Below are 15064 nucleotides of genomic sequence, written 5' to 3'. Positions count from 1 at the left end.
GGGGACACCATGTTTGAACGCATCATCCAATTCGCCATCGCCCAGCGCTGGCTGGTCCTGCTGGCGGTGGCCGGCATGGCCGCACTCGGCGTCTACAACTACCAGCAGCTGCCGATCGACGCCGTGCCCGACATCACCAACGTGCAGGTGCAGATCAACACCTCGGCGCCCGGCTACTCGCCGCTCGAGACCGAGCAGCGCGTCACCTTCCCGATCGAGAGCCTGATGTCCGGCCTGCCGAAACTGGAGCAGACACGCTCGCTGTCGCGCTACGGGCTGTCGCAGATCACCGTCATCTTCAAGGACGGCACCGACATCTTCTTTGCGCGGCAGATGGTCAGCGAGCGCATACAGGAGGCGCGCGCGCAGCTGCCGGCCGGCGTCACGCCGGCCATGGGCCCGGTGTCGACGGGCCTGGGCGAAATCTACCTGTGGACGGTGGAGGCCAGGCCGGGCGCGAAGAAGGCCGACGGCACGCCCTACACGCCGACCGACCTGCGCGAGATCCAGGACTGGATCATCAAGCCGCAGCTGCGCAACGTGCCCGGCGTGACGGAGATCAATTCCATCGGCGGCTACGCCAAGGAGTACCAGGTGGCGCCCCATCCGCAGCGGCTGGCCTCCTACGGCCTGACCCTGCAGGACGTGGTGACGGCGCTGGAGCGCAACAACGGCAACGCCAGCGCCGGCTACATCGAGCGGCGCGGCGAGCAGCTGCTGGTGCGCGCGCCGGGGCAGGTGCAGTCGCTCGACGACATCCGCAACATCATCCTCAGCAACGTCGACGGCGTGCCGGTGCGGGTGCGCGACGTCGCGCAGGTCGATGTCGGCCGCGAGCTGCGCACCGGCGCCGCCACCGAGAACGGTCGCGAGGTGGTGCTGGGCACCGTCTTCATGCTGATCGGGCAGAATAGCCGCGCGGTGTCGCAGGCGGTCGACCGCAAGATGGTCGACATCAACCGCAGCCTGCCGGCCGGCGTGCAGGCCGTCACCGTGTACGACCGCACCACGCTGGTGGACAAGGCGATCAACACCGTGAAGAAGAATTTGCTGGAAGGCGCGGTGCTGGTGATCGTGGTGCTGTTCCTGTTCCTCGGTAACATCCGCGCGGCGCTGATCACGGCGCTGGTGATCCCGCTGGCGATGCTGTTCACCTTCACCGGCATGGTGACGTACAAGGTCAGCGCCAACCTGCTCAGCCTCGGCGCGCTGGACTTCGGCATCATCGTCGACGGCGCGGTGGTCATCGTCGAGAACTGCGTGCGGCGGCTGGCGCACGCGCAGGCGCGCCACGGCCGCGTGCTCACGCGCGCGCAGCGCCACCAGGAAGTGTTTGCCGCCGCGCGCGAGGCCCGCAGGCCGCTGCTGTTCGGACAGCTGATCATCATGGTGGTCTACCTGCCGATCTTCGCGCTGACCGGCGTCGAAGGGCGCATGTTCCATCCGATGGCGCTGACGGTGGTGATGGCGCTGGTGGGCGCGATGCTGTTGTCGATCACCTTCATCCCCGCCGCCGTGGCGCTGTTCATCGGCGACCATGTGGTCGAGCAGGAGCAGCGCCGCATCACCGGCTGCTACGCGGCGCTGCTCGAGCGCGCGCTGGCCAACACGCCGGTGGTGCTGACGTTCGCCGGCATCGCGGTGGCGCTGTCGGTGCTGCTGGCCACGCGCATGGGCAGCGAGTTCGTGCCCAGCCTGAACGAGGGCGACATCGCGATCCAGGCGCTGCGCATCCCCGGCACCAGCCTGACGCAGTCGGTGGCGATGCAGCAGCAGGTGGAGCTGGCGCTCAAGCGCCAGTTCCCCGAGATCGAACGCATCTTCGCGCGCACCGGCACGGCGGAAATCGCCTCCGACCCGATGCCGCCCAACGTCTCGGATGGCTACATCATGCTCAAGCCGGAGTCGCAGTGGCCGGCGCCGAAGAAGTCGCACGCCGAATTGGTGGCGGCGATCCAGCAGGCGGCCGAGCGCCTGCCGGGCAACGCCTTCGAGTTCTCGCAGCCGATCCAGCTGCGCTTCAACGAGCTGATATCGGGCGTGCGTAGCGATGTCGCGGTCAAGCTGTTCGGCGACGACATGGCGGTGCTGGGCGAGACCGCCGCGCGCATCGCCGCCGCGCTGGGCAAGGTGGACGGCGCGACCGAGGTCAAGATCGAGCAGACCAGCGGCCTGCCGGTGCTGACGGTGGAGATCGACCGCGGCAAGACCGCGCGCTACGGCCTGAATGTGGGTGATGTGCAGCAGACCATCGCCACCGCCATCGGCGGCCAGCAGGCCGGCACCATGTTCGAGGGCGATCGCCGCTTCGATATCGTGGTGCGGCTGCCGGATGCGTTGCGCGGCGACCTGGATGTGATGCGGCGCCTGCCGGTGCCGCTGCCGCTGCCGCGCACCGGTGGCGCTGGCGCAGCGAACTTCATTCCGCTGGGCGAGGTGGCGAGCTTCGCCATCGCGCCGGGGCCGAACCAGATCAGCCGCGAGGACGGCAAGCGGCGGGTGGTCATCAGCGCCAATGTGCGCGGGCGCGATATCGGCTCGTTTGTCGCGGAGGCGGAAGAGCGTCTGCAACAGGTGCGGATCCCGGCCGGCTACTGGACCAGCTGGGGCGGTCAGTTCGAGCAGCTGCAATCGGCGTCGCGGCGCTTGCAGATCGTGGTGCCGGTGGCGCTGCTGCTGGTGATCGTGCTGCTGTTTGCGATGTTCGGCAATCTGAAGGACGGGCTGCTGGTGTTCAGCGGCATACCGTTCGCGCTAACCGGCGGCATCGCGGCGCTGGCCTTGCGCGGCATACCGCTATCGATATCGGCGGCGGTGGGCTTCATCGCGCTGTCGGGCGTGGCGGTGCTCAATGGGCTGGTGCTGATCTCCTTCATCCGCAGCCTGCGCGAGGAAGGGCGCACGCTGGAGCAGGCGATCCGCGAGGGTTCGCTGGGCCGTTTGCGCCCCGTGCTGATGACGGCCCTGGTGGCGTCGCTGGGCTTCATCCCGATGGCGATCGCCACCGGCACCGGCGCCGAAGTCCAGCGCCCGCTGGCGACGGTGGTCATCGGCGGCATCCTGTCGTCCACCGCGCTGACCTTGCTGGTGCTGCCGCTGCTGTACCGGCTGGCGTATTGGCGCGGACAGTCTACAACCGCTTAAGACTTGAAGAGCTCCGCAGCCAACAATGCCTGGCTGCGGGCAGCCGCCCGCGCGGCTGGTCATGCCGTCGCTATACAGGGTGAGGTCTTTTTTCGGGGCTCTAAAAGCTCTAAACGTTCTAATTCGATAGAGATTGAACTAATTCGTTAGAAACGGTCTAAAAAATAGGCGCGGTTTAGAAAAAATAGAGAAATTAGAGCCCGCCGCGCTTTGTTTTAGAGTTTTTGGCGCCGGAATTAGAAAAATTAGAGTGAACTCTATTGAATTAGACCGATCTCTAACGATTAGAGCTTTTAGAGTCGGAGAAAAACATGTCCCTCCCTATCCCCTTCCACATCCCGACCGACGTGCTCCACCGGCTGATAGACCGTACGGGCGAAGGCTGGTTCGGCCCCGAGACCGAAGCCGTGGTGTGCCGGCTCATCCGCGAATGGATGGCGGCCGGGGCACCAGCCGCATCGGCCACGCTTGAACCCGACGCCACGCCAAGCGCCTTGCATGACGCCAGCAAAGGCTACCAATGGAAGCAGCTGTTCCTGCCAAACGGCACCGAACTGCGCGCCAGCTTCGGCGGCAAGAGCAGCTACGCCCAAGTGGAGGGCGAAGTCATCCTCTGCGACGGCGCGCCGACCACGCCATCGCGGCTGGCCAACGCCAGCGGCTGCGGCACGCGCAATGCATGGCGAGCGGTCTGGCTGCGCTTTCCCGGCGACCGCGCATGGAAGCTCGCCGCCGCCTGCCGCGCCGACGAATAGCGCGCGGTGCCCGCGGCGCGCTACTCGCTGACCGGGACCGCGCCTACTCTTGCGGCGTCAGCGCCAGCGCCGAGCTGAAGTCGCCCATCGGCTTGGCGCCGTTGGCGGCCAGCGCCTTGTCGCGGGTGCTCAGGCCATCGAGCAGCGGCAGGTTGAAGCGGCGCGTGATGGCGCGCAGGATCGAGGCCGAGTCATACTGGGTGTGGTCCACGCCCTTCTTCACGTAGGGCGAGACGATGATGGCCGGCACGCGCGTGCCCGGGCCCCATTTGTCGCCCTTCGGCGGGCTGGCGTGGTCGTAGAAGCCGCCGTTCTCGTCGTAGGTGACGATGACCAGCATGTTCTTCCACTGCGGGCTCTTTTTCAGCTTGGCGATGACGTCGGCGATGTGGGCGTCGCCGTCGGCCACGCTGGCGTAGCCGGCGTGCTGGTTCAGGTTGCCCTGCGGCTTGTAGAAGGCCACCGGCGGCAAGCTGCCGTTGGCGACGTCGGCCACGAACTGGCTGTCGTAGTCCTTCAGGTGCGCCGCGCGGTTGGCCGGGTTCTTCACCGGGTCCATGTTGGCGTAGTAGTTGAACGGCTGGTGGTGGAACTGGAAGTTGGGCGGATTGGTGATCGCGCCGCGGGCCGCGCCGGTGGTGGCGGCGCTGGTGTCCTTCCAGGCGCCGGCGTACCAGGCCCAGTCGATGTTCTTGGCGCTCAGCAGATCGCCGATGTTCTTCTGCGTCTGCGGCGGCAGGGTGTTGGCCTTGCCGGTGTCGGCGTACAGGTGGGTGCTGTCGTCGGCCGCGAAACTGTTGCTGCTCGGCTGGTACGGCGGCTGCATGGTGTTGACCGCGTAGAACATGCCGCTGGCGTCGGCCGGCGTGATGGCGCCGTCGTTGGCGTAGGCCGGCGCGCCGTTGAGCACGCTGGTCGGCGCGCTGGCCGACGGCGTCAGGCGCACGAAGTTGCCCTTGGCGTCGACGTCGATCTTGGCGATGGCGCCCTTGGCCACCGAGGTGTCGGCGTTCGGGTATTGCGGCGCGCAGGCGCAGATCAGGTACTGGTGGGTCAGGAAGGAGCCGCCGAAGGCGCCGATGTACAGGTTGTCGGCCAGCGCGTACTGCTTGGCGATGTCCCACAGCTTCATCTTGCTGCCGTCGTAGTAGCCCATGGTCAGGCCGCCGGCGTCGGAATAGGCCGCGAACTTGTCGTTGGCGCCGCCGTTGATCTGCATCTGGTTGTTGTAGAAGCGGTGCACCAGGTCGCGCGTGATGGTCGATGGCGCCAGGTACAGCGGGCTGTTGACGTCGTCGATCTGGAACGGCTTGTTGGCCATGCCCACCGTCTGCGCCTGCGTCACCACCACGCTCTGGCCGGCGGCGGTCATGCCGCCCCAGGTCGGCGGCAGGGCCGGCAGGGTGCTGTTGTCGACGTCCTTCTGCGGCACGTAGGCGCTGGTCGAGCTCGGGTTCACGCCCGGCACGCCGTTGGCGCCGGGGAACAGGCCGTACAGATTGTCGAAGCCGCGGTTTTCCGCGTAGATGACGACGATGTTCTTGATGTTGTTGAGCGCCAGGCCGGCGTTGAGCGCGGCGGCGACGTCGGCCGGCGCGCTCAGCGCGCTGGCGGCCGCGATGACCTCGGTCACGCTGGCGTTCTCGGCCTTCAACTTGGCCTGGTCGTCGCCGCTCACCTTGTTGAGGTCGGCGAGCAGATTGGCTTCGGCCACGCCCAGCTTGACGGCCAGCTTGCTGCTGGCGGCGGCGAAGTCGCCGCCGTTGGCGTCCATCAGCGTGACCAGTTCGGTGGTGAGGGCGCTGACCACGCCGGTGTGGCCGTTCGGCGCGCGCAGCAGCAGTTTCTGGCTGACCTTGGCGCCGGCGTCGCCGACGGCGTCGTGGCGGATGGCGTCCGTGCCCACCGTGACCAGCAGCGCGCCGCTGTTGGTGCCGGTGATGGCGTAGCTGCCGTCGGCGCCGGTGCGCACGCTCGACGAGCCGCTGTCGCAGCTCAGCCTGGCGGTGGTGCTTTCCAGGCAGACCACCGCGTTTTCATAGTAGCTGCCGACCACCTGGCCCTTGAGCGTGGGCACGCTGTCGGCGGAGCTGCCGCAGGCGATCAGGCCGGCGCCCAGGCCGATCGACATCAGCATCAGGGGCAGCGGGCGCATCGGGTTCAGTTTCATCTTCTTGCCTTGTAGGGTGGGTATCAAAGCGCTTCATGCTAGGTTTGAAATATGTCAGGATGATGAAATTGCATGTATCGCTTTGTATTCTTTCCTATCTGTCATGTCGGTGTCATGTCACGCTGCTAGGCTTGCGGCATGAAAAGGATTTATGTTGCCCTCGCCGCCGCGCTGCTGGCCGCCTGCCAGAAATCGCCGACCCCGCCCGCCGCCACCGCCCCCATCGCCGCCGCCCCTGCCGCCTACGCGCCGCTGCCGCACCAGCCCGGCGCGGCGGTGCTGACGGCGCTGGGGCGCGCCATGTTCAGCGAGCCGAGCTTGTCGGCGTCCGGGCGCCAGAGCTGCGCCAGCTGCCACAACCCCGACCACGCCTACGGCCCGGCCAACCGGCTGGCGGTGCAACTGGGCGGCAGCGACGGCGCCACGCCCGGCACGCGCGCCGCGCCGTCGCTGAAGTACCTGCAGACGGTGCCGCCGTTCAGCGAGCACTACCACGACGACGACGGCGACGACAGCGTCGACGCCGGCCCGACCGGCGGCTACGACTGGGACGGCCGCGCGGGCTCGGCGCACGAGCAGGCGCGCGGACCGCTGCTGTCGCCGCGCGAGATGGGCAACCGGGACGACGCGGCGGTGGTGGCCAGGCTGCGCGCCGGCCCGCTGGCGCCGCGGTTCCGGCAAGCCTTCGGCGACGCCATCTTCGACCATCCGGACGCCGCCATGCGCGGGGCGCTGATGGCGCTGGAAGTGTTCCAGCAAAGCCCGGCCGATTTCTACCCCTACACCAGCAAGTACGACGCCTTTTTACGCAAGCAGACCGTGTTGACGCCGCGGGAGTCGCGCGGCCTGGCGCTGTTCAACGACGAGGCCAAGGGCAATTGCGCGTCCTGCCACGTCAGCAAGATCGCGCAGGGCGGGGCCTTCCCGCAGTTCACCGACTACGGCCTGATCAACCTGGGCGTGCCGCGCAACGGCAAGCTGGCGGCCAACGCCGACCCGGGCTATTTCGACCTCGGCCTGTGCGGCCCGGACCGCACCGACCTGAGCGGGCACCGCGAGTATTGCGGCCGTTTCCGCACGCCGTCCTTGCGCAACGTCGCGCTGCGCCGGGTCTACTTCCACAACGGCCGCTTCGACAGCCTGGAGCAGGTGCTGCGGTTTTATGCGCAGCGCGACACGGCGCCGCAGAAATGGTATCCGCGCCAGGCCGACGGCAGCGTCCACAAATACGACGACCAGCCGGCCGGGCTGGACGCCAACGTCAACATGGAAGCGCCGTTCGGCGGCCAGCCTGGCGGCAAACCAGCGCTCAACGACCAGGAAATCGCCGACGTGGTGGCCTTCCTGCACACCCTGACCGACGGCTACCCCGGGGTCAAGTCTGACATTCGGACAGGAGCTCGGCCGTAGCGGCAGGCGAGCGCCGAGGCCGTGTCCGAATGTCAGACTTGACCCCGATGTTTAATTGGCAAATGTGTCATAGAATGCGGGATTCGCTTTTTATAGACTTCGCACATGAAATACATCAAGCAGTTGGGTATCGCGGCCGTGGTGGTGGCCGTCGCCGGCGCGGGCGCCTACGTGGCGCTGCGCGGCAAGCAGCCGGCCGCCGCGCCCGCCGGCGCCCCGGTGCTCGCCGGCGCCACGCCGCAGCTGATGCCGGAACTGCGCGACATGCTGGCGGCCTACCGCAAGATCATCGTGCTGCTGGCCGACGAGAAGACCCTGTCCGGATCGGACCGCAAGGCCGCCGGCCAGGTCGGGCAGTCGCTGTTCCACGAGAACCTGGAGCGGCTGGCCAAGGCGCAGGCCATGCTGGCGCAAACCCAGGCGCTGCCGCCGTCGCAGCGCGACGCCGCCGACGATGCGCTGCTGTCGTATATCGAATCGGCCGGCGACCTGTTCGACGCCGACCGCCTGGCCTTCCGCGAAGTGCTGCTGTCGCTGCAAAAGCTGGCGGCCGCCGACCAGACCCTGCCCGCGATCAAGCTGCACAAGCGCGTCAGCGAAGACCTGGCGGCGCTGGAGGACATCGAGAAGCAGTACGACAAGGAGATCAACGACATCTTCTCGCGCTTCGACACGCGCGCCATCACGCCCAAGCGCGAACGCTGGGACGACTATGTGAGCCACCTGCGCAAGCTGTACGCGCGCGAGCAGATCATGAAGGACTACGGCGTCATCGTGCCGTATCCGGAGCCGCCCAAGTCGGCCGAGCAGGAAGTGCAGGCCAAGGAAATCTTCGGCAACGCGCTGCCGCCCAAGACCGTGGTGCTGACCTTCGACGACGGCCCGCACAAGCGCTACACCGAGGAAGTGGCGGCCATCCTCAAGCAGTACAACGTGCCGGGCGTGTTCTTCCAGGTCGGCCAGAACCTCGGCCAGCTCGACGCGCAGGGCAAGCAGACGCTGAGCGCCAACGCCGCCGAGAGCCGGCGCCTGATCGACGCCGGCCACACGGTGGGCAACCACAGCTTCAGCCACGCGCTGCTGTCGAAGGAAAAGGGCGAGCAGCTGTACGGTGAGATCGCCAACGCCGACCTGCTGCTCAAGGCCACCGACGCGCGCCGCTCGGACCTGTTCCGCTTCCCCTACGGCGCGCACAACGCCGAGGGCCTGGCCATCCTGTCCAAGCTGGGCCTGCGCTCGGTGATGTGGAATATCGATTCGCTGGACTGGGCCGACCCGGTGCCGAGCTCGATCGCCAACCGCGTGCTGACCACCCTGAGCAAGGAGCAGCGCGGCATCATCCTGTTCCACGACATCCACGAGCGCAGCGTCAAGGCGCTGCCGCTGGTGCTCGACAAGCTGATCGCCGACGGCTACAGCTTCGCGGCCTGGGACGGCCACGAATTCAGGGTGGCCAAGGGCGGCAAGCCGGAGCCGGAGAAGATCGCCGTCAGCACCGGCTACGCCAACAGCTACGCGGTGGTGATCGGCATCAACGACTACCAGAAGTGGCCCAAGCTGCAGTACGCGGTGCAGGACGCCAGGGCGATCCGCGACACGCTGGTCAACCGCTTCGGCTTCGCCGGCGAGCGGGTGTACACGCTGTCGAACGGCGAGGCCACGCGCAACAACATCCTGGCGCTGTTCCACGACAAGCTGGCCGACGCCCAGCTGAAGAAGGACGACCGCATCTTCGTGTTCTTCGCCGGGCACGGCGCCACGCGCCAGCTCAGCTCCGGGCGCAACCTGGGCTACATCATCCCGGTCGATTCCGACCCGCAGCAGGTCAGCTTCGACGCCATCCCGATGACGGACTTGCAGAACATCGCCGAGAGCCTGAACGCCAAGCACGTGCTGTTCGTCATGGACGCCTGCTACAGCGGCCTGGGCCTGACGCGCGGCGGCGGCAACAGCGCCTTCCTGCGCGACAACGCGCGCCGCCTGGGCCGGCAGATGCTGACCGCCGGCGGCGCCGACCAGATGGTGGCCGACGGCGGCCCGAACGGCCATTCGGTGTTCACCTGGACGCTGCTGCAGGCGCTCAACGGCAAGGCCGACCTGAACGGCGACGGCCTGATCACCGCCACCGAGCTGGCGGCCTATGTGGCGCCGGCGGTGGCCAGCGTGTCGCAGCAGACGCCGGCCTTCGGCAGCCTGCCGGGATCGGAGGGCGGCGAGTTCGTGTTCCAGCTGCCGGTGGAGGCGGAGTTCCTCAGCGCGCAGTCGGCGCAGCTGTCGCCGGACGCGATCGCGTTGAACAGCAAGCTGGACAAGGGCCGCGACCTCAAGGCCGACGGCAACACGGTGCTGGTCAAGAACCTGCAGGGCGAGGAGCAGAAGATCGCCGCGCCCAAGCCGGTGGACGCGTCGAGCCGCCAGCTGGCGCAGCGCGCCAACGACCGCGGCCTGCAGCTGTACAAGGAGAAGCAGTACGCGCAGGCGGAGGCGGCGTTCACCGAGGCCTTGAAGTACCGTCCCGACTTCGGGCTGGCGGCCAACAACCTGGGCTTCGTCTACTACAAGCAGGAGAAGTACGCGGAGGCGGCGCGCTGGTTCGAGAACACGCTGCAGATCGACACCTCGCGCGCGATCGCCTACCTGAACCTGGGCGACGCCCGCCTGCGCCTGGGCGACGGCGACAAGGCCAAGCAGGCCTACACCAGCTTCCTGGAGCTGGCGCCCAACCACGCCAACGCCGGCTACGCGAAAGAGCAGCTGAAAAAACTATGAAGTAATCATAGGCTGCCGGCGCGCTCGATGACCAGGATGCGCGCCTGGCCGAGCGGATGGGCGGAGTGGGCGTCGCCTTGGTCGACGAAGAAGATGTCGCCCGCTTGCAGGCGCACCGTCTGTTCGACGCCGTCGCTGCGGCAGTGCATGTCCACCTCGCCGTCCATCACGGCGAACACTTCCTGGCCGTCGTTGACGTGCCAGCCGTAGGGCTGGTCGGTCCAGTGCAGGCGCACCGTGGCGTCCTGCATGGCGGCGATCAGCTCGGCGCCCCAGGCGCGCCCGGCGCGGTAGTCCTTGCTGCGCACGACCCTCATGCTTCGTTCCAGTCGTATTCCATTTGCAGCGCGGTGCGCGCGGCCAGTTCGTGGCCGGCCAGCCGCGCCACCAGGTGCAGCGACATGTCCATGCCGGCCGAGATGCCGCCGCTGGTGACGACGCGGCCGTTGTCGATCCAGCGCCGCTCGCCCGTCACCGTCAGCCGCGGGAAGGCGGCGCGCAGCTCGGCGAGGTCTTCCCAGTGGGTGGTCACTGGCTGGCCGTCGAGCAGCCCGGCCTGCGCCAGCAGGAAGGCGCCGGTGCACACCGACGCCACCAGCTCGCAGGCGGGCGCGGTGGCGGCGATCCAGCGTATCACTTCCTGCTTGTCCCGCTCCGCGTCGACCACGCCGCCCGGCACGATCAGCACGTCGAGCCGGCCGGCGTTGCCGAAGTCCGCCTCGGGGAACACGCTCAGGCCGGCGCGCGCGCGCAGCATGGCGCTGCGCTGGCCGATGGTGCGCACGCGGAACGGCGCCGCCGATCCCGGCGCCAGCTTGGCGGCCATCCGCGTGGCGCAGGTGAATACTTCGTACGGCCCGGCGAAGTCGAGCACTTCAACGTCGTCGAATACATAGATGCCGATGGTGCGTGTCATGGTGGCTCCCGTGAGTAGAAGCGTTCATCATGCCCCGATGGCGGTTGACACAAATGACATTCATGGTTGAATATCTGCCACATGAAACCCATCGACATCTGGCTGCTCGTGTATCCCGGCTTCGTGCTGCTCGACGCCACCGGCCCGGCGCAAGTGTTCTCCAGCGCGAACGACGAGGCGCGCGACGCCGGCCTGCCCGAACCCTATCGCATCCGCATGATCGCGCCCGGCGGCGGGTTGGTGGCGTCGACCGCCGGCGTCAGCGTGATGACCGCGCCGCTGCCCCGGTCCGCGCGCAGCCTGGCCGGATCGACCTTGATCGTGGCCGGTGGCCGCGGCCTCGAACGGGGCGACAGCGCGGCGCTGGACCCGGCCACCGTGCGCTGGGTGCAGCGCGCCGCGCCCGGTGGTGGCGGCGGCGGCGTGCGGCGCTGCTGCTCGGTGTGCAGCGGCGCCTTCGTGCTGGCGCAGGGCGGCCTGCTCGATGGCCGCAGCGCCGTCACGCACTGGATGGACGCCGCGCCGTTGCGGGCGCAGTACCCGCGGGTGCGGGTGCTGGACGACGCGATCTATGTCAAGGACGGTCCCTACTACACGTCGGCCGGCATCGCGGCCGGCATGGACCTGGCGCTGAGCCTGGTCGAGGAAGACCAGGGGCGCGGCGCCGCGCTCGACACGGCCAAGCGGCTGGTGGTGTTCTTCAAGCGGCCCGGCGGCCAGCGCCAGTTCAGCTCCGAGCTGCTGGCGCAGGCCGATCCGCAAGGCTTGCACGGCCAGCTGACCGACTGGTTGCGTCCGCGCCTGCGGCGCCAGATCGACGTCGAGCAGATGGCGGCGGCGTTCGCGCTGTCGGTGCGCACGCTGCACCGCCGGTTGCGGCAGCAGGCGGCGATCTCGCCGGCGCAGCTGCTGCTGCGGTTGCGCATGGAGGCGGCCTGCGGCCTGCTGGAGCGGCCCGGCATGAGCGTCAAGCGGGCCGCCAGCCAGAGCGGCTTCGGCAGCGAGTACAATCTGCGGCGCGCGTTCGCCGCCCAGCTGGGCGTGGCGCCCAGCGACTACCAGGCGCGCTTTGGCTGACGCAGATAACCGGACTGAAATCAGATGATGCGGGAATTCGAGAAATGGGTGGCGCGGGTGCTGCTGCTCAATAGCGCGCTGGCGCTGGGCGTGAGCCTGGGGCTGCTGGGCGAGCCGCAGCCGGCCGACGCGCTGCCGCTGCTGTACGGCGCCGCCATGCTGGGTTTTTTGTCGGCGGTGCTGTCGCTCAAGCGCCGGCAGGCCGGCTTGTGGGGCGGCGCCCTGTACTACGCGCTGCAGCTGGTCGGCGTCTATCCGCTCGACGGCGGCTGGCAGTTCGCCGTCAAGGCCGGCGTCAGCGTCGGCCTGGTGCTGCGCTTCCACGGCGCCGTGGTGGTGCTCAACCTGGTGGCGCTGGCGCTGCTGGCGGCCACCGCCGCCGTGCTGGCCTGGCGCCGCCGCGCGCCGCCGGCCTGAACGGCCGGGGCGTTCCGGCCTACGGCTTGCGGAAGCGCAGGATGAACTGGTCGGTGTGGGCGCGGATGCCGGTCTCGAACACCTGCGCGCCGCGGTCGTCCCTTGGATTGCGCAGCGCCTGCGATTCGGCGTCGAGCACGAAGCCGGCCGCCAGCACCTCCTGCTTGACCAGCGCCTCGTCGATGCGGTGCAGCCTGGCCATGCCGGCCTCGTCGAGCCCCGGCTGGGCCGCGTGGTCCAGCACTATATAGTAGCCGCCCGGCTTGAGCGCGGCGAACACCGCCTGGTTCAGCTCGGCCGTGGCGGCGGCGCCGCCCCAGATGCGGATGTCGTGGTAGTTCTGCGAGGTCCACACCAGGTCGGCCTTGACCGGCACGTTGAGCGAGGCGGCGCTGACCACTTCATGCACGTTGGCGCGGCCCGGCTCGGCCGACACCGGCGGCGGCAGCGGCTTGCCCTTGAGCCGGTCCAGCCACAGCTGCGGCGCCGCCGCGTACACCGTCCCCTGCGGCCCGACCGCCGCACTGAACAGGCGGGTGAAGTAGCCGCGGCCGGGGAAGTAGTCGATCACCGTCTGGCCCGGCTGGACCTGGGCGAAGGCCAGCATCTCGGCCGGCTTGCGGTCGGCGTCGCGCGCCTTGTCGGCGTCCGGGCGGGCGGCGTCGGCCACGGCGGCGGCGGCCAGCGGCGCCTGGGCGGCGGCCGGACCGGCGGCCAGGGCGCCGACCAGGGTCAGCAGGATCAGGGGGCGGGCAGGGTTCATGGCGGCGTGTCTCCATTCGGGTGGGGGAGTGGCGATTATGCACCGGTCACGCGCCGGTCACACGCCCGGTGCAAAATATCCTTGCGGATATATTTCTCTTACACAAGTGGCACGCTTGATATCCCGATCCGATAACTGTTTTATTGATTAAACATGCAGAAACGACAGGCTGCGGGGCCGCGACAGGCGCGAAAAAAATTCTTTTGAGAAATTAAGTAAGATATAATGCCTCATTGAAACTCCGCCCACAGGGCGGAATGGCGTAGTCCTGGCAGGCTTTTTCCCCGCTTCCGCGCGGCAACATTTCGGGTGGGAAAAAGTTTACTTAATGAAAGTCAGAATTCCGTCGTTATGTACAGTACCAGCCGGTTTTTTTCCCGGCGGCATCAAAAAGTTTTATAAAATAGCACCATATTCCACGACAGGGCTCGAACGCCGGCGCAGGCCGGACGTTCGAGTTGCGTTCTGAGCTGACAGAGAAGTACCTCCAGGAGAATTTGAATGAGTTTCGCGACCACCTTTACCACTGCACAGATTGCCACTCTCAGCACGTCCCAGATCCTCACGCTGGCCACTGCCGATATCGCGGCATTTAATTCTGATCAGTTGGCCGCGTTCACGACTTCGCAAATCCAGGCCTTCACCACCGCCCAGCTCGCCGGCGGCATCACCACCACCCAGGCCGCCTTCCTGACCACGGCGCAGATGGGCGCGCTGACCTCGACCCAGGTCGGCGCCCTGCAGACCGCCAGCTTCGCCCTGCTGTCGACCAACGACATCGCCGCGCTGGCCACGGCCGCCATCGGCGGCGTCAGCGCCGGCCAGGTCAAGGCCCTGACCACCAACCAGGTGGTGGCGCTGACCAGCAACCAGGCCGCGCAGCTGACCTCGACCCAGGTCGCCGCGCTGAGCACCAACGCCATCGGCGCGCTGGAGACCGGCGACCTGGTCGCCATCAAGACCGCGTCCATCGCCCTGCTGAGCACCGGCCAGGTGGCCGCGCTGAGCACCGCCCAGGTCAACTCGCTGTCGACCGGCGCCGTGGCCGCGCTGAGCAGCGCCGGCATCGCCGCGCTGAGCTCGGACCAGGCCGTCGCGCTGACCTCGGGCCAGATCTCCAGCCTGAGCCTGGCCCAGGTGGCCGCGCTGAGCAGCAAAGCCATCGGCGCCATCGAGACCGCCGACCTGTCTGGCCTGTCCACCGCCGATGTCGCCGCGCTGCGCACCGCCCAGCTGGCCGGCCTCTCCACCGACCAGGTGGCCGCGCTGTCGACCAACCAGTTCGCCGCGCTGAGCTCGGCGCAAGTGGGTGCGCTGAGCACCAACCAGGTCGTCGCCCTGACCACCGGCCAGGCCAGCGCGCTGACCGCCGCCCAGGCCGCCGGCCTGAGCACCAACGGCGTGGCCGCGCTGGAGACGGCCGACTTCGCCGCGCTGTCGACCAACGCCGTCGCCGCGCTGAGCGCCAACCAGGTCAAGGCCCTGACCACCAACCAGGTCGTCGCCCTGACCACCAACGAAGCCGCCGCGCTGGGCACCGTGCAAGTGGCCGCGCTGTCGACCAACGACATCGCCGCGCTGGAAACGGCCGACCTGTCGGCCATCAAGGTGGCCGCCATCGGCATCCTGAGCACCGCGCAGGT

The 15064-nt window shown here is 68.1% G+C and carries 10 protein-coding genes and 1 pseudogene; 7 read left to right on the top strand and 4 right to left on the bottom strand.

What is annotated here, in order from left to right; all coding sequences use genetic code 11:
- Positions 1 to 9: 9 nt before the first annotated feature.
- Together AC07OK_RS19640 and AC07OK_RS19635 are read left to right on the top strand one after the other, a co-directional pair.
- Positions 10 to 3144, top strand: coding sequence for a CusA/CzcA family heavy metal efflux RND transporter (locus tag AC07OK_RS19640; protein ID WP_494691872.1), 3135 nt, complete (start codon positions 10 to 12; stop codon positions 3142 to 3144).
- 311 nt (positions 3145 to 3455) lie between these two features.
- Entirely contained in the window at positions 3456 to 3899 is a 444-nt protein-coding gene (locus AC07OK_RS19635; protein WP_494691871.1) for a hypothetical protein, read from the top strand.
- Positions 3900 to 3942: 43 nt separating this feature from the next.
- On the opposite strand, the gene acpA is transcribed toward AC07OK_RS19635, so the two are convergent.
- Positions 3943 to 6069, bottom strand: coding sequence for an acid phosphatase (acpA, locus tag AC07OK_RS19630; protein ID WP_494691870.1), 2127 nt, complete (start codon positions 6067 to 6069; stop codon positions 3943 to 3945).
- Between the two features lie 138 nt (positions 6070 to 6207).
- On the opposite strand from acpA, the gene AC07OK_RS19625 reads away from it, so the two are divergent.
- Both AC07OK_RS19625 and AC07OK_RS19620 read left to right on the top strand, forming a co-directional pair.
- Positions 6208 to 7479 (top strand): cytochrome-c peroxidase, encoded by a 1272-nt coding sequence (locus AC07OK_RS19625; protein WP_494691869.1) that lies wholly within the window; start codon positions 6208 to 6210, stop codon positions 7477 to 7479.
- A gap of 105 nt (positions 7480 to 7584) precedes the next feature.
- Complete coding sequence (locus AC07OK_RS19620) at positions 7585 to 10248, top strand: polysaccharide deacetylase family protein (protein ID WP_494691868.1); 2664 nt, start codon at positions 7585 to 7587, stop codon at positions 10246 to 10248.
- 5 nt (positions 10249 to 10253) lie between these two features.
- Here the strand turns inward: AC07OK_RS19620 and AC07OK_RS19615 are convergent, their stop codons facing one another.
- Both AC07OK_RS19615 and AC07OK_RS19610 read right to left on the bottom strand, forming a co-directional pair.
- The gene (locus AC07OK_RS19615) at positions 10254 to 10565 is read right to left on the bottom strand and encodes a cupin domain-containing protein (RefSeq protein ID WP_494691867.1); all 312 of its coding nucleotides are present in this window, start codon (positions 10563 to 10565) and stop codon (positions 10254 to 10256) included.
- Positions 10562 to 11164, bottom strand: coding sequence for a DJ-1/PfpI family protein (locus AC07OK_RS19610; protein WP_494691866.1), 603 nt, complete (start codon positions 11162 to 11164; stop codon positions 10562 to 10564). The genes AC07OK_RS19615 and AC07OK_RS19610 overlap by 4 nt, the downstream gene beginning before the upstream one ends.
- An 81-nt stretch (positions 11165 to 11245) precedes the next feature.
- Here AC07OK_RS19610 and AC07OK_RS19605 point away from each other — a divergent pair, with 81 nt between their 5' ends.
- Together AC07OK_RS19605 and AC07OK_RS19600 are read left to right on the top strand one after the other, a co-directional pair.
- Positions 11246 to 12241, top strand: coding sequence for a GlxA family transcriptional regulator (locus AC07OK_RS19605; protein ID WP_494691865.1), 996 nt, complete (start codon positions 11246 to 11248; stop codon positions 12239 to 12241).
- Between the two features lie 24 nt (positions 12242 to 12265).
- On the top strand, positions 12266 to 12658 hold the full coding sequence (locus tag AC07OK_RS19600) for a hypothetical protein (RefSeq protein WP_494691864.1): 393 nt from the start codon (positions 12266 to 12268) through the stop codon (positions 12656 to 12658).
- Positions 12659 to 12677: 19 nt separating this feature from the next.
- Here AC07OK_RS19600 and AC07OK_RS19595 read toward each other — a convergent pair whose 3' ends face one another.
- Positions 12678 to 13421, bottom strand: coding sequence for a class I SAM-dependent methyltransferase (locus AC07OK_RS19595; protein WP_494691863.1), 744 nt, complete (start codon positions 13419 to 13421; stop codon positions 12678 to 12680).
- Between the two features lie 501 nt (positions 13422 to 13922).
- On the opposite strand from AC07OK_RS19595, the pseudogene AC07OK_RS19590 reads away from it, so the two are divergent.
- Positions 13923 to 15064 (top strand): annotated as a pseudogene (locus AC07OK_RS19590) (heme utilization protein); the annotation flags it as partial.

Source organism: Duganella sp. GW821-FHT07G03, from assembly GCF_059418605.1.
Note: the sequence above shows the minus strand (reverse complement) of the source record. Positions and strands in the feature narration are given on the sequence as shown.

What these genes read in the sequence shown, in the direction of transcription:
- AC07OK_RS19615 (WP_494691867.1), bottom strand. Translation starts at nt 10,565, where the DNA reads ATGAGGGTCGTGCGCAGCAAGGACTACCGCGCCGGGCGCGCCTGGGGC.
- AC07OK_RS19625 (WP_494691869.1), top strand. Translation starts at nt 6,208, where the DNA reads ATGAAAAGGATTTATGTTGCCCTCGCCGCCGCGCTGCTGGCCGCCTGC.
- AC07OK_RS19595 (WP_494691863.1), bottom strand. Translation starts at nt 13,421, where the DNA reads ATGAACCCTGCCCGCCCCCTGATCCTGCTGACCCTGGTCGGCGCCCTG.
- AC07OK_RS19620 (WP_494691868.1), top strand. Translation starts at nt 7,585, where the DNA reads ATGAAATACATCAAGCAGTTGGGTATCGCGGCCGTGGTGGTGGCCGTC.
- AC07OK_RS19605 (WP_494691865.1), top strand. Translation starts at nt 11,246, where the DNA reads ATGAAACCCATCGACATCTGGCTGCTCGTGTATCCCGGCTTCGTGCTG.
- AC07OK_RS19635 (WP_494691871.1), top strand. Translation starts at nt 3,456, where the DNA reads ATGTCCCTCCCTATCCCCTTCCACATCCCGACCGACGTGCTCCACCGG.
- AC07OK_RS19640 (WP_494691872.1), top strand. Translation starts at nt 10, where the DNA reads ATGTTTGAACGCATCATCCAATTCGCCATCGCCCAGCGCTGGCTGGTC.
- acpA (WP_494691870.1), bottom strand. Translation starts at nt 6,069, where the DNA reads ATGAAACTGAACCCGATGCGCCCGCTGCCCCTGATGCTGATGTCGATC.
- AC07OK_RS19600 (WP_494691864.1), top strand. Translation starts at nt 12,266, where the DNA reads ATGATGCGGGAATTCGAGAAATGGGTGGCGCGGGTGCTGCTGCTCAAT.
- AC07OK_RS19610 (WP_494691866.1), bottom strand. Translation starts at nt 11,164, where the DNA reads ATGACACGCACCATCGGCATCTATGTATTCGACGACGTTGAAGTGCTC.